A 14,329-nucleotide genomic window follows, 5' to 3' on the forward strand; every position below is an offset into this window, starting at 1 on the left:
GCCCAGACGATGTGTCGGCGGCTCCTTTCCATTCATTTTTTCCGTTTCATCATAGAGGGAGTGCCCATCGCCATGAATCAAGACACCACGACATCACCAACGGCCGCTTGGGGGCAGTTGCTGTGGGACCCGTTGCGACTATCGGCGATGGCAACCGAGTATGCAGTGGATGCCTGGCAGCGGTCCATTCTGTATGCCGACGTTCGCCGCCAACGCGGCAACCAGTACCAGGAGCATTTGCAGGAGCAGACGCCGAACGTACTCGACTTCGCCTCAGAGGTCATCATGTCCGGGCTGGAGCTTCCGCGGCCAGTCAACTATGGCCTCGTGCGCATCCTGCCGCCAGCCGACACGCCGAGCGATCCCCGCAAGCGGCCGTTCGTGGTGGTCGATCCCCGCGCGGGCCATGGCCCGGGCATCGGCGGTTTCAAACCCGACAGCGAGGTCGGTGCTGCTCTGAAGGCAGGCCATCCCTGCTACTTCGTTGGCTTTCTGCCCGATCCCGTTCCCGGCCAGACCGTCGAGGATGTCATGCGTGCCGAAGCGGCCTTCGTGCGCAAGGTCGGCGAGCTGCACCCCGGCAGCCGCGGCAAGCCCGCGGTCATCGGCAATTGCCAGGCGGGCTGGCAGATCCTGATGGCAGCTGCCGTCTGGCCCGAACTGTTCGGACCGATCATCGTCGCCGGCGCGCCGCTGTCGTACTGGGCGGGCGACATGCCGATGCGCTATGCAGGCGGCCTCACTGGCGGTAGTTGGTTGACGGCATTGACCGGCGATCTGGGCGCCGGTCGGTTCGACGGCGCCTGGCTGGTACAGAACTTCGAGAACCTGGACCCGGCCAATACGCTGTGGAGCAAACAGTACAACCTGTACGCCAAGGTCGACACGGAAGGCCCGCGCCACTTGCAATTCGAGAAGTACTGGGGCGGCATCGTGTTCCTGAACGATGTGGAAATACAGTACATCGTCGATAACCTGTTCATCGGCAACAAACTGAGTACGGCGCAGCTGGTGACGTCTGATGGCGTGCGCATCGACCTGCGCAATATTCGCTCGCCGATCCTGGTGTTCTGCTCCTATGGGGACAACATCACTCCACCGCCCCAGGCCCTGGGCTGGATCACCGACCTGTACCGCAACGACCTGGACGTGCTGGGACATGACCAGACCATCGTCTACGCTACCCATGACAGCATCGGACATCTGGGAATCTTCGTCTCCGGCAGCGTCGGGCGTAAAGAGCACCATGAGTTCGCTGAGAACATCGACATCATCGACGTGCTGCCGGCAGGCATTCACCACATGCAAATCGATGAGCATCCCGACCCAGTGCAGGAAGGAGACCCAACCAGTGACGTCTTCCTGACGCGGATTCGCCGCAGCAGCATCGATGAAGTCCGTGAGATCGTCCGTCCCGACCCGGAGAACGATCGCCGGTTCGCGGCGGTGGCGCGGATCTCCGAGGTCAACCTGGCTTGCTACCGCAGCTTCGTGCAGCCATGGATGCGTGCCCTGGTCACGGACCAGGGTGCGAAGTGGCTGGAGCAGCTGCATCCGCTGCGCATGGGTTATGAATTGTGGTCCGATCGGCACCCGCTGGCCGCCGCTGTACAAGAAGCGGCGCAACAGGTGCGCGAACATCGCCAGACCGTCTCCGAGGCCAATCCTTTCCTGCAACTGCAGACGGAGTTTTCCACCGCCGTCGAACAGATGCTGGATCAATTCCGTGATTGCCGCGACCAAATCTACGCACAGGCCTTTGACATGCTGTACAGCCTGCCGCTGGTTCAGGCCATGACAGGACAGAGCCTGCACGACGATGCGCCGCCGCGACCCCATCCCAGCGAGACGCCCGAACATCGCCAGTATCTGGCGCAAGAGTTGACACGGCTCGAAGCGGATATTCACAACGGCGGGATAACCGAAGCCGCCATACGGGCGCTGTTCTTCGTGCTCGCGGCGCGTGGGGAGGCCGACGGGCGGCACTTTCGGCACGCAGAGGAACTGGTGCGCCCTCATTTGACAAATGACTTCGACATGCAGGCTTTCCGCCACCTCGTGCGTCGGCAGGCTTTGCTCATGAGGCTCGATGAGGACGCCATGGTGTCCGCCATCCCCGGATTGCTCAACGGCATAGCGCCTGAGGACATCCGACAGGTAGCGGGAATGATCGTGCAGGTGATTGGCAGCGGTGATGTGCTGTCCGCACACGAGCAAACCCGACTGGAGCAGGTTTCCACCCTGTTCAAGCGGGCGGCGTGCGAGGCGCAGGCGGCTTCGGCGCTCGCGATGGCAAGTCCCGCCAATGAAACGTCCGCTGCAGCCGTGGACGGGAACTCGGCACCCGCCATGCCAAGCTCTGCCGGTGACACTTCCGCTGCGGTTATGGACACGAAACCCCAAACATCCTCGCCAAAGCCGAAGGCGCCTCAGAAGAAAACTGTGTCCAAGACGCCAGTCGCGCTGCGGACAAGTCAAACACGGCGAGGGAAAGGCAAATGACGACCTCGTCCACACCGGTCGATGCCACTGCCGACGCATTGCAGGTTCTGCGCAACCGCACCTTCGACGAGATCGCCATCGGCGACAGCGCCAGCCTCGAACGCGCGTTTTCGCCGCAAGACATCCACATGTTCGCGCTGCAATCAGGCGATGTGGACCCGGAACCTGCTGCGTCCTCAAGCGCTCGGGACACCACGGAGGCCATTTGTGCAAACGTCCTGATCTCGGCTGTGCTGGGAACACGGCTGCCGGGGCCTGGAACCCGCTATGTCAACCAGAATCTGTGCTTCCTCGGAGCGGTTCGGCCCGGTGACAGGCTGACCGTGCAGATGCAGGTGACCAGCAAGGACACGGCCACCCACCATGTCACGCTGGCCTGCACCTGCACCAACCAGACGGGGGTGGCGGTTTTCCAAGGCCAGGTAGAGGTCGTGGCGCCCACTGAGCGCATGGAACGAGCGCGCACCGCGTTGCCGGAAATACACCCGGATGCGCAGGGCCGCACAGGCCTGCAGCACCTGCTGGCGCATGTCGCGCACTTGCAACCGATTCGGGTGGCCGTCGCCCACCCGTGCGATGCCCCCAGCCTGTCCGCCGCGCTCGAAGCACGCCATGCGGGGTTGATCGAGCCGGTGCTGGTCGGGCCACGGGTGCGGCTCGAAGCAGTCGCCACCGAGGCCGGGTTGGACCTGACCGACGTCGCCATTGTGGACGTCCCGCACAGCCACGCCGCTGCGCAGCAAGCTGTCGCCTTGGCAGCCGCAGGTGAAGTCGAAGCCCTGATGAAAGGGAGCCTGCACACCGACGAGCTGATGTCCGCGCTGGTTTCGGCAGCAGCGGGGTTGCGCACCAAGCGCCGGGTCAGCCATTGCTTCCTGTTGCAGACACCTGCCTATCCGCGCCCGTTCATCGTTACCGATGCGGCGATCAATATCGCCCCGACTCTGGAACAGAAGGCAGACATCATCCGCAACGCCATCGAGCTGGCGCAGGTAATCGGCGTGCGCGAACCCAAGGTCGCGATCCTGGCCGCGGTCGAGACGGTCAGCCCGACGATGACGGCCACGCTGGACGCTGCGGCGCTGTGCAAGATGGCCGATCGCGGCCAGATCACTGGCGGCCTGCTCGACGGGCCGCTGGCCTTCGACAACGCCGTCTCCATCGCCGCTGCGCGTATCAAGGGGATCGTTTCCGAGGTCGCCGGGCAAGCTGACATCCTCGTCGTGCCTGACCTGGAGAGCGGCAACATGCTTGCCAAGCAGTTGATCTTCATGGGCGGCGCAGCCAGCGCCGGGATCGTTCTTGGAGCCAAGGTGCCGGTCATTCTGACCAGCCGCGCCGACTCGCGCGATACACGCATCGCCTCATGCGCAATCGCACTGATGCTGGCCCACCACTATCGACTGTCACCCCCATGAATCAGCAACGTATCCACCCCATTGGAGGAAACACTATGAAGTACTCATTTTCTGGCCGCGTAGCCCTGGTCACCGGTGCAGGATCCGGCATTGGCGAGGCCATCGCGCGACTTCTTGCGAGCAACGGCTTGAGTGTCGTCGTCTCGGATGTCAGCGCCGACAATGCGCAGCGCGTCGCCAAGCTCATCAGCGCCGATGGCGGCCAAGCCGTGGCCAATGTGGCCGACGTGGCACGCATCAATGACGTTGAGGCTGCTGTGGCCTGCGCAGTCGATATGTTCGGCGGCCTTCATTTTGCGGTCAACAACGCCGGTATCAGTGGCGACCAGAGCCCAGTGGGGGAACTGGATCCTGCCGCCTGGAGCCGGGTAATCGATATCAACCTGAACGGCGTGTTCTATGGCCTGCGCCATCAGATTCCCGCCATCCTGCGTTCGGGTGGCGGCGCCATCGTCAACGTCTCTTCGATCCTGGGGGTGGTCGGCGATGCAGGAAACCCAGCGTACGTCGCAGCCAAGCACGCTGTTACCGGGCTGACCCGCTCGGCAGCGCTGGCCTATGCGGCCAAGGGAGTCCGGATCAACTCGATCCATCCCGGTTACGTGCGTACGCCCATCCTGGATTTCCTGGGTGAATCGGCCCTTCAGGAGGCCGTCGGCCTGCACCCGATCGGTCGCCTGGGTACCTCGGACGAAATCGCCCATGCCGTGGCCTTTTTGCTATCGGATGGGAGCAGCTTCTTTGCAGGCACCCAACTCATCGCCGATGGCGGCTACACGGCACGCTGAGTCTGACGACGATGAGACCGCAGGCACACCTGAACGCCCTGGCGAAATCACCAGGGCCGAGCAGCAAGAGGACGACATGATGGATGCGACCACGGCCCGCTCCGGACGCCCCGAGCACGGACTGATCCTTGTACTGAACTGCGGTTCGTCCAGCATCAAGTTTGCGGTATTCGATCCAACGGCCACGCCACTGCCGCGCACCGCATTGTGGAATGGCAAGGTGCAGGGAATCGGTGGCGCCAACCCGGATTTCGGAGAGACGGGGGTTGCGCCGTTCCCGATCGAACTGGAAACGGCACATCCGTATCGCGCCGCACTGCGCCTCATCCGCGATCGTGTCAGCCAGCGGCTCGACGGCCGCCGGATCGGTGCGGTCGCCCATCGTATCGTCCACGGCGGCAGTAAATACTTCATGCCCGTGCGCGTGGACGCGAATGTCCTGGCCGACCTCAAGGGCTACATTCCTCTGGCCCCGCTGCACCAGCCATTCGCGCTCGAAGCCGTGGAGATCCTGCTGCGGGAGCAGCCCGATCTGCCACAGATGGCCTGCTTCGACACGGCCTTCCACCACACTTTGCCCCAGGTCGAGAAGGTCCTGCCGTTGCCCTATGCCGCATGGGAGCGCGGTCTGCGTCGGTACGGGTTTCACGGCCTGTCGTATGAGTACATGGCAGTGGCCTTGCCCGAGCGCCATGGCGACGCGGCGCGCGGGCGCACCATCGTTGCCCACCTGGGCAGCGGCGCCAGCCTGTGCGCCATGCAAGGACTCCAAAGCGTGGCCACCACCATGGGCTTCTCCGCGCTTGACGGCTTGATGATGGGCACCCGTACCGGCGCGCTTGATCCAGGCGCCGTGCTCTACCTGATGGAAATCGAGAAGCTTTCACTGGAACAAGTGGGGCGTGTCCTCTATCACGAGTCCGGCCTGCTCGGCGTTTCGGGCATCTCGGCTGAGCCGCGCGTCATTGTCGGGCACGAGAACGATGCAGGCGAAACGGGGGAGCGAGCGCGCTTGGCACTGGCCCTTTACGTGCGTCGCATCGTGCGCGAGATCGGTGCATTGGTCGCTGTGCTGGGCGGCCTGGACATGCTGGTGTTCACGGCAGGCGTCGGTGAACACAATGCGTTCATTCGCGAACGTGTCTGTGCGGCACTGGGCTTTCTGGGCATTGCCCTGGATACCGACGCTAATGCCAGCGACGCGGCGAAGATTTCCACTGTCCACAGCCAAGTCATCGTGGCGATCGAGCCCACCAACGAAGAGTGGATCGCCGCCAGCCATGCGTTGTCCTGCCTGGACAGGGAGTAGGTGCGATGAAGATCGACGCCTTCCATGGATTCACGCTCGCCATCCTGCTGTTGTTCGTGGGCAAGGGCTTGGTAGCGCGTTGGAGCATCTTGCGTCGATACAGCATCCCGGAATCCCTGGTGGGCGGCCTGGCCTGCGCTCTGGTTGTCTTCGTCCTGTACTACGGGATGGGGGTCACGGTCAGTTTCGACCTGGAAGCGCGTGACGCGCTTCTGTTGTACTTCTTTGCCGCCATTGGCCTGAGTACCGACGCCCGCACACTGCGCCATGGTGGACGGCCCTTGCTGATCCTGTCAGGACTGGCCATCGGGTTCATGGTGCTGCAGAACCTGGCTGGGATGCAGACGGCCCGCGCATTCGGCCTGGATCCGCGCGCTGGACTAATGGTCGGATCCATTTCCCTGACCGGAGGCGTGGGCACCACCTTGGCCTGGTCCGATCACTTTGTTGAAACCCTTGGCATTACCCAAGCGCAGGAACTGGGGTTGGCGGCGAACATGATCGGCCTGATCGCGGCCTGCACCATCGGCGGCCCGATCTCAAGTCTGCTCATGCGCAGGCATCGGCTTCGAGCCTCCGGGGACAGCGCCCTGGAAATTGGCACACTGCACAGCGATGAGCAGCATGCCCGCCTGGACTACTACGGCGTGCTGCTGGCGTTGCTATGGCTCAACCTCGCCTTGATGTTGGGACACGGAATCAACGCCCTCGTCGCACTTACCCCCGTCACGCTGCCCGCCTTTGTGGGCTGCCTGCTGGCGGGAATCCTCCTGCGCACGATCAGCGACTGGATGAGGCCAGGTGGCCGCGGACGGCTATGGAACTGGCCGAGCATGCAGCCAGGCATCGCCCTGATCTCCGACATGTCATTGGGCCTGTTTCTGACCATGGCGCTGATGGGGCTCAGGCTCTGGGAGCTGCAGCCCGTGCTTGCCTTCATCACCGTGGCAATGCTGGTACAGATCGTCCTGGTCATCGCATTTGTTCTTCTGATCGTTTTTCGGGCAATGGGCAAGGATTACCAAGCCGCCGTGGTGTGCGCCGGTTTCGGTGGAATCGCGCTGGGATCTACCGCCACCGCCATCGCCAACATGACGGCGGTCACGCGGGAACATGGCGCTGCACGTGAGGCGTTCATTGTGGTGCCCCTGGTATGTGGGTTCGTCATCGACATTGCGAACGCACTGGTGATCAGTCTGATGGCCGGTTAAGGCGAAAGAATTAACGGAGTGCGCCGGCAGGCGGAGACATATCTAGCACGCTGGCACGGTGTCATCGCAAAAACGCTGATGACACGGGTACCGGTATGCATGAATACAAGCAAGCACAACTACCCCCGGTGTTCAAACGAGGGTGCTCTATCTATTTGAATAGAAATTGAGGTAATGCGTTTTGACAAAAAACACGAAAAGTAATACTTCATCGACAATCGTTCCAGAACTGGATATGCAAGCGCATATGGCTTGGGCCCAGGCCTGGTCCTCAATTTCACCTGAATCGTCGCTGTTGGCCTGGACTGATTGGGCAAGCCATTTAGCGAACAGCCCCGGAAAGCAATCGGAGCTTCTAGCGTTTGCAGGCGCCCTGTCTGAGCAATGGATGTCTCTATTGAAAAAGGGCTTGGTCAGTCCCGACCAGGAAGCTGCAGCGCCTGAACCGTTACCTGCAAATGATCGTCGCTTCAATGATCCTGCGTGGGATCAATGGCCCTACAACCTTTACCGCAGCTCATTTCTTATCCAGTCCCAATGGTGGGAGCAGGCCACACAGGATGTGTGGGGTGTTGATCCACAACACGAGCGTCTAATGGCGTTTGGCGCAAAGCAATGGCTGGAAATGGTGTCGCCAACCAACTCTGCGCTTTTCAACCCGGTTGTCCTGAAAAAAACCATAGAAGAACAAGGTGCCAACCTGGCGCGTGGCATGTCCAACTTCCTTGATGACCTGCGCCGACAACTATCCGGCGAGCCACCTGCGGGAACCGAGAATTTCGTCGTTGGCCGCGACGTGGCGGTGACGGAAGGAAAGGTCGTACTGAGAAATCAATTGATCGAGTTGATTCAGTACGCGCCCACTACCGAGAAAGTCCATCCCGAGCCCATACTGATTATTCCTGCCTGGATCATGAAGTACTACGTACTCGATCTGTCGCCCCATAACTCGCTGATCCGGTATCTGGTTGCACAGGGCCATACGGTTTTTTGCATCTCCTGGAAGAATCCGGATGCGAGTGATCGAGACCTGGGCATGGATGAGTATCTTGAGTTCGGCTTGCATGCAGCGCTGGACGCCGTGACGTCCATTGTCCCCGAACAGGGAATCCACGCTGCTGGCTACTGCCTGGGCGGGACATTGCTGTCGATTGGGGCCTCAGCCATGGCGCGCGACGGCGATACGCGGCTGGTGTCCGTAAGCCTCCTGGCAGCGCAGACGGACTTCAGCGAGCCGGGCGAGCTTGGCCTTTTCATCAATCAGAGCCAGGTGGCGCTGTTGGAGGCCAGCATGGCGCAAACAGGCTTCTTGAGCTCAAGCCAGATGAGTGGCGCTTTCCAGCTACTGCGTGCCTACGATCTTGTATGGTCTCGCATGATTGACGAGTACCTGTTGGGCGACCGTCGGCCAATGACCGACCTGATGGCCTGGAATGCCGATGGGACTCGCCTGCCGGCGAAGATGCATTCGCAATATCTCCGACGCCTTTACCTGAATAACGATCTCAGCGCAGGGCGTTATCCCGTCACGGGCCGTCCGGTTTCAGTGGGAAATATTACCGTACCGATGTTTTGCGTTGGCACTGCGTCGGATCATATTGCGCCTTGGCGCTCCGTTTACAAGCTGCATCTGCTGACTTCAGCCGAACTGACTTTTGTATTGACCACCGGGGGGCACAACGGCGGCATCGTGAGCGAGCCTGGCCGCGGCAAGCGTCGGTATCAAATCCATACGCGCGCCGTGAATGAGGGGTACATGGCGCCAGACGAGTGGCAAGCCACTGCACAGACGCATCCGGATTCGTGGTGGCCGGCATGGTCGGCATGGCTCCAGGAGCGTTCCGGTGATGTTGTTGCGCCTCCGCTCATGGGGTCTGAATCCAATGGATACCCCACTATTTGCGATGCCCCGGGGGAATATGTGCGCAGCTGAATAATCCGATACCCCCCGGCGGCTGCTGCCCGTACACGCAATATTTGTTCGACAGGCCCTATTCTGATAACTGGAGACATTCATGTACTCAAGACTCCTGGTTCCGCTCGACGGAAGTCCCACCGCCAATTTGGCCCTCCACCACGCTGCGGTGCTGGCGCGCCTAAGTGGTGCAACCATCATCCTGCTGCACATCATCGAGGAGATGAAGCATAGCAACGGCTTCGAAAGGCCGAGAATCTACATTGAAGAGGTAAGGCCAGGCTTCCTGGCAGCCGGGGAGAAGCTGCTTGACGAGGCGGCACTCCCGCTGAGGCAGGAAGGCCTGGCGGTAGAGACCGTGCTTCTGGAGAGCAAGGGAGAGCGCGTCTCGGTGCTCATCGCACAGCAGGCACTGGCCACCGGATGCGAGTTGGTCGTATTGGGCACCCACGGACGCCGGGGCGTGGACCGGCTGCTGCTGGGAAGCGATGCCGAGCAACTCGCTCGGATAGCACCAGTTCCCGTGATGCTGGTGCGCCAGCCCCAATCAGTCATTGCGACTGCGTCCCCTGGGCCGAGTGCCACGCCAGCGTGACGAAATTTCAGTCCACCCACCCCGCTGAACGGAGGCTCAGAATCGCAACCTCCTTGGTGCTGCTATTGCTGAGCGTCTCCGCACAGGCCCAGTCCTGCCAACAGGACAACCCGCTCCGCGCAACTGGAACGCTCAATCTGCGGATCGACAACGACATGTTCGGCGGCATTGGACAAGATCAAGGGTACTCCAACGGGTTTCTCGTCAGTTGGGTCTCCCCCAATCTTGTGGACTATCGCGATGACCCTTGCCTACCGCGTCTCGTCCGTGGGCTGAATCGTTTTCTCACAGTGCTGCAACCCGAGGGTTTCGACGAACAGAACATGACTATCGGCTTCGGGCAGATGATGTATACCCCGAGCGACAAAACGCGCAGCGATCTGATCAAAGACGACCGCCCTTTCGCAGGCGCAATGATGTTGAGCCTTGGCTACAACGCGCGGCGCGGCGATACGCTGCGCACCTCACAAATCCGTATCGGCGTTGTAGGCCCCTCGTCCCTGGCCAGGCAAACCCAGAACTGGTGGCATGACACCATCGGAGTGGACAAATTCAATGGCTGGAGACACCAACTGCGCGACGAACCTGTACTGCAATTGCTGCACGAACGCCGAACGCGAGTCTTCAGGCAAGAAAACGTCAGCGGTTGGAGCTGGGACCTCACCCGCCACTGGGGCGGCAGCTTCGGCAATTTCGCCACCTACGCGAATGTCGGGGGAGAATTGCGCTATGGCCTGCGCCTGCCAGACGATTTAGGCACCGCACCGCTGCGGCCGGCTGGAGAAAATACCTCGCCCGTGCGCACGACCGCTGCAGGTAACTGGAACGGACACCTCTTCGTAGCACTCGACGCCCGCTGGGTCTTGCACGACATCACGCTGGATGGCAATACCTTCAAGTCTAGCCATAGCGTTGATAAACGGCCACTCGTGGCGGATGTCGGCTACGGCGTCGCGATTACCCAAGGCAACTGGCGCATCGCGATAGCCCGCTACCACCGCACACGCGAATTCCGGGGACAAAAAGAAATCCCGGTCTACGGAACGATCACCGTAGGACGGCGATTCTGATGCAGATCGATTCCTTGAACGCCATGCAAGCCACTCTGTTGCTGTTCATGACAAGAGCCTGGTTGCTTGTGGAGCTACCACGTCGACGCAGTACTGCCAATGCCGTCGTCATTAGCCAGTTGGCAAGGTGAACACAGCGAGCTGAACGATAAGGCACCCGCGCTCGATAAGAGACCAAGGACAACAAATAAGGAGATAAATGGATGCAACGACTCACCCTGGCCCTACCCGGCAATGAAGATCTGGCCCGCGGCATCGCGCAGGCATGCGGCAGCGAAGCCGGCCGCATCGAAACGCGCCGATTCCCCGATGGCGAGAGCTATGTCCGGTTGCATGGCGAACCTGCCGATCGGATCGTGGATGTGATTTGCACGCTGGCCCATCCTGATCCGCAGTTCCTGCTTCTGGCTTTTGCCGCTGACGCGGCGCGCGAACTTGGCGCGCAAGAGGTGAACCTGATCGCACCGTATCTGGCCTACATGCGCCAGGACAAGCGATTCCATGACGGAGAAAGCGTGACGTCGCGGTCCTTCGCACGTCTGGTCTCATCGACCTTCGACAAGCTGCTCACGGTGGATCCGCATCTGCACCGCTATCCGACGCTCTCCGCGCTCTACACGATCCCCACCATCACCTTGCATGCCGCACCACTGCTGGCCGACTGGATCGCGAATCATGTCGAAGAACCTTTGATCGTGGGCCCCGACGAGGAAAGCGAGCAGTGGGCCGGCGCCATCGCGTCCCGCATCGGCGTACCGCACGCTGTGCTTCGCAAGACACGCCATGGCGATCGCAGCGTGGACATCGATGTTCCCGACCTGTCGATCTGGCGCGGCAGAACGCCGGTGCTTGTGGACGACATCGCATCATCAGGCCGCACGCTCGCCGTCGCGGCGCGCAAGCTCGCCGAGCAAGGAATGCGCAAGCCGGAGTGCGTAGTGGTGCATGCCCTGTTCGCCGAGGATGCCTGGGCCCAATTGACACCGTTGTTTGCCCGAATTACGTCCACCGACGCAGTACCGCATCCGAGCAACCGGATTGGTCTCGCTTCGCTGATTGCCGACGCTCTCTCTAGCGGGAAAACCGATCCGCGAGGCTGATCTTTTTATCGATCCAACTATTTTCAAGGAGACCTGAAATGTCCTCTCAAGCTAACCTCGCAACCGATTGGCGTGCTGGTTACGGGCCCATCGCGCACAGGTCTGAAACCATCGAACGTATGCAGGCCCTAGTGCAACGTCTGGTCGCGCAAAGGCGTATAGCAGACGAAGCCTCGGCCCATGCGCTGCTGGCTGCAGCCGACCGGGTGGCCTGCACGGCCATGAGCGTAGTGGCGCATATGACCTATGCCCGGCGCATCGACCGAAGCGGCTGCCCACTGGGCTCCGATGATTTCAAACAAACGCCCGAAGGCCACACCGGCGGCTCGCTCAACATGGTGCCAGCCTTCGTGGGTTATCTGTTGGCCAACGCGCTGACCGGGACGACACGCGGCTGGCTCATGGGGCAGGGGCACTGCGTGGCCGCGATCGAGGCGGTGAACGCACTGACCGGCGATGTATCCGCCGCCCAGCGTGGACGCTACGACCGCAGCGAGGCGGGCCTGTCGCTCCTGATCGCGGACTTCTACTCCTATGCCATCGATAAGCAGGGTCGGCCCGCGGTACCGCTGGGTAGCCATGCCGGGCCGAACACGGCCGGCGCGATCTCCGAAGGCGGCTATCTGGGGTTCGCCGGGCTGCAGTATGTGCACACGCCGTTGCCGGGAGAAAGCCTGGTGGCATTCCTCAGTGATGGCGCTTTCGAGGAACAACGTGGCTCGGACTGGGCGCCGCGCTGGTGGCGCGCCGAGGACTGCGGCTTCGCCATCCCGGTCATGATTCTCAACGGACGGCGCATCGAGCAGCGCACCCAGATCGTGCAGGAAGGTGGCGCTACCTGGCTGGCCGAAGATCTGCGCCACAACGGCTTCGATCCCGTCATCGTTGATGGACGTGATCCGATGGCGATCGCATGGGCCATTGTTGAAGCCGAAGACACGCTGAGCGCCTTCGCCGCACGCTCGGATCGGCGCTATCCGGTCAAGCTGCCCTACGTGATCGCCGAGACGGAGAAAGGTTTTGGCTTCCCGGGCGCGGCGACCAATGCCGCCCACAACCTGCCGCTGAACGGCAATCCGCGCGAGGATGCGCAGGCACGCGAGGCCTTCAACGCAGGGGCTGCGGCGCTGTTCGTGCCCGAGAGCGAACTGGAAAACGCGCTCACCGTCCTTGCGAATCACGGCCAGAGCCAGCGCTCGCGCGAAAGCGAGCACCCCATGGCCCTACGCCATCCAGCGAGCCCTCATCTGCCGATGCCGGCCTGGGCGCCAACTGAGGTATCGGGCAGCGCCATGTCCGCACTGGACCGTTGGTTCGTGGAGCTAGTGCAGGCAAATCCACAGTTGCGCATCCGGATCGGCAATCCCGATGAACTGGCCAGCAACAAGATGGGGACCACGCTAGCGCTGCTCAAGCACCGCGTCAACGTGCCCGAACCCGGCGTCCCGGAATCGACGGATGGCTCGGTGGTCACCGCACTCAATGAAGAAGCCGTTGCGGCCGCCGCCCTCGCCAACAAAGGGGGGCTGAACCTGATCGTCAGCTACGAGGCATTCGCGGTCAAGATGCTTGGATTGATGCGCCAGGAGATCATCTTCGCGCGTCGGCAGAAGGAGCTGGGCCAGCCGCCAGGCTGGATCTCCGTCCCGCTGATCGTCACATCCCACACCTGGGAGAACAGCAAGAACGAGCAGTCACACCAGGACCCGACCATTGGCGAAGCATTGCTGGGGGAGATGTCGGACACCGCACGCGTGTTGTTCCCGGTGGATGCCAACACGGCGTCCGCCGCGCTGCGAGCGGTCTACGCCAGCCGGGGCCAAGTGGCCTGTGTGGTGGTCTCCAAGCGCGACACGCCGAATCACTTCAACGCCGCCGCCGCTCAATCGCTGGTTGAGCACGGAGCAGCCCATGTAGCCGGCGATCCGGCTACAGCACAACTGCAGTTCGTGGTGATTGGCGCCTACCAGTTGGAGGAAGCGTTCAAAGCCCACGCCCGCCTGGAGCGCCATGGACTTGCGTCGTGCGTCACTGTAGTGATCGAACCCGGCCGCCTGCGCATTCCGCGAGATGACCTTGAGGCCACCTTCGTGGTCGGTGACGAAGCCCTGCAAGCACTCTTCCCGCCTCACTTGCCTCGCGTGTTAATAAGCCATACCCGCCCAGAGCCGATGCTGGGTGTGCTGCGCCGCATTGACAGCGGCACCTCGAAGACGCGGGCTTTGGGCTACATCAACCGCGGCGGCACGCTCGATGTGGCTGGAATGTTGATCGCCAACCGCTGCACCTGGGTGGACGCCATCTATGCCGCTGCGCAAGTGACCGGCCGGAACAGTTCGCAGGTTGCTGCGGCCGCGACCGACGAGCGAATTTCAAGTGGTTCTGACGCGGTCCGCGGCGACCGCGCCGGTTCCTGATTTC

At 61.8% G+C, this 14,329-nt stretch carries 10 protein-coding genes; all 10 read left to right on the forward strand.

Translation table 11 applies throughout. The features are described 5' to 3' along the window. Positions 1 to 72: 72 nt before the first annotated feature. The 10 genes from AOB54_02350 to AOB54_02395 all read left to right on the forward strand — a co-directional run bounded on the left by AOB54_02350 (position 73) and on the right by AOB54_02395 (position 14,325). Positions 73 to 2,502 carry a DUF3141 domain-containing protein gene (locus AOB54_02350; GenBank protein ID WVN42242.1) on the forward strand — a complete coding sequence of 810 codons (2,430 nt, stop codon included), beginning with the start codon at positions 73 to 75 and terminating at the stop codon, positions 2,500 to 2,502. Then, a complete protein-coding gene (locus AOB54_02355; GenBank protein ID WVN42243.1) occupies positions 2,499 to 3,920 on the forward strand; it encodes a bifunctional enoyl-CoA hydratase/phosphate acetyltransferase in 1,422 nt (473 codons plus the stop codon). The genes AOB54_02350 and AOB54_02355 overlap by 4 nt, the downstream gene beginning before the upstream one ends. Before the next feature lie 35 nt (positions 3,921 to 3,955). Beyond that, positions 3,956 to 4,708: an SDR family NAD(P)-dependent oxidoreductase gene (locus AOB54_02360; protein ID WVN42244.1), complete on the forward strand. Its 753-nt coding sequence runs from the start codon at positions 3,956 to 3,958 to the stop codon at positions 4,706 to 4,708. Positions 4,709 to 4,784: 76 nt separating this feature from the next. Beyond that, on the forward strand, positions 4,785 to 6,017 hold the full coding sequence (locus AOB54_02365) for an acetate/propionate family kinase (GenBank protein WVN42245.1): 1,233 nt from the start codon (positions 4,785 to 4,787) through the stop codon (positions 6,015 to 6,017). 5 nt (positions 6,018 to 6,022) lie between these two features. After that, positions 6,023 to 7,228 (forward strand): sodium/glutamate symporter, encoded by a 1,206-nt coding sequence (gene gltS / locus AOB54_02370; protein ID WVN42246.1) that lies wholly within the window; start codon positions 6,023 to 6,025, stop codon positions 7,226 to 7,228. A 235-nt stretch (positions 7,229 to 7,463) separates the two neighbouring features. Continuing rightward, positions 7,464 to 9,161: an alpha/beta fold hydrolase gene (locus AOB54_02375; GenBank protein ID WVN42741.1), complete on the forward strand. Its 1,698-nt coding sequence runs from the start codon at positions 7,464 to 7,466 to the stop codon at positions 9,159 to 9,161. Between the two features lie 82 nt (positions 9,162 to 9,243). Further along, positions 9,244 to 9,738 (forward strand): universal stress protein, encoded by a 495-nt coding sequence (locus tag AOB54_02380; GenBank protein ID WVN42247.1) that lies wholly within the window; start codon positions 9,244 to 9,246, stop codon positions 9,736 to 9,738. Beyond that, on the forward strand, positions 9,735 to 10,808 hold the full coding sequence (locus tag AOB54_02385; GenBank protein WVN42248.1) for a lipid A deacylase LpxR family protein: 1,074 nt from the start codon (positions 9,735 to 9,737) through the stop codon (positions 10,806 to 10,808). Before AOB54_02380 ends, AOB54_02385 begins: the two co-directional genes overlap by 4 nt. 203 nt (positions 10,809 to 11,011) lie before the next feature. Beyond that, positions 11,012 to 11,908: a ribose-phosphate pyrophosphokinase gene (locus AOB54_02390; GenBank protein ID WVN42249.1), complete on the forward strand. Its 897-nt coding sequence runs from the start codon at positions 11,012 to 11,014 to the stop codon at positions 11,906 to 11,908. 38 nt (positions 11,909 to 11,946) lie between these two features. Continuing rightward, positions 11,947 to 14,325 (forward strand): xylulose 5-phosphate 3-epimerase, encoded by a 2,379-nt coding sequence (locus tag AOB54_02395; GenBank protein WVN42250.1) that lies wholly within the window; start codon positions 11,947 to 11,949, stop codon positions 14,323 to 14,325. Positions 14,326 to 14,329: the final 4 nt, after the last annotated feature.

Origin of the sequence: beta proteobacterium MWH-UniP1 (assembly GCA_036362785.1) — a bacterium.
GTDB lineage: Bacteria > Pseudomonadota > Gammaproteobacteria > Burkholderiales > Burkholderiaceae_A > Lacustribacter.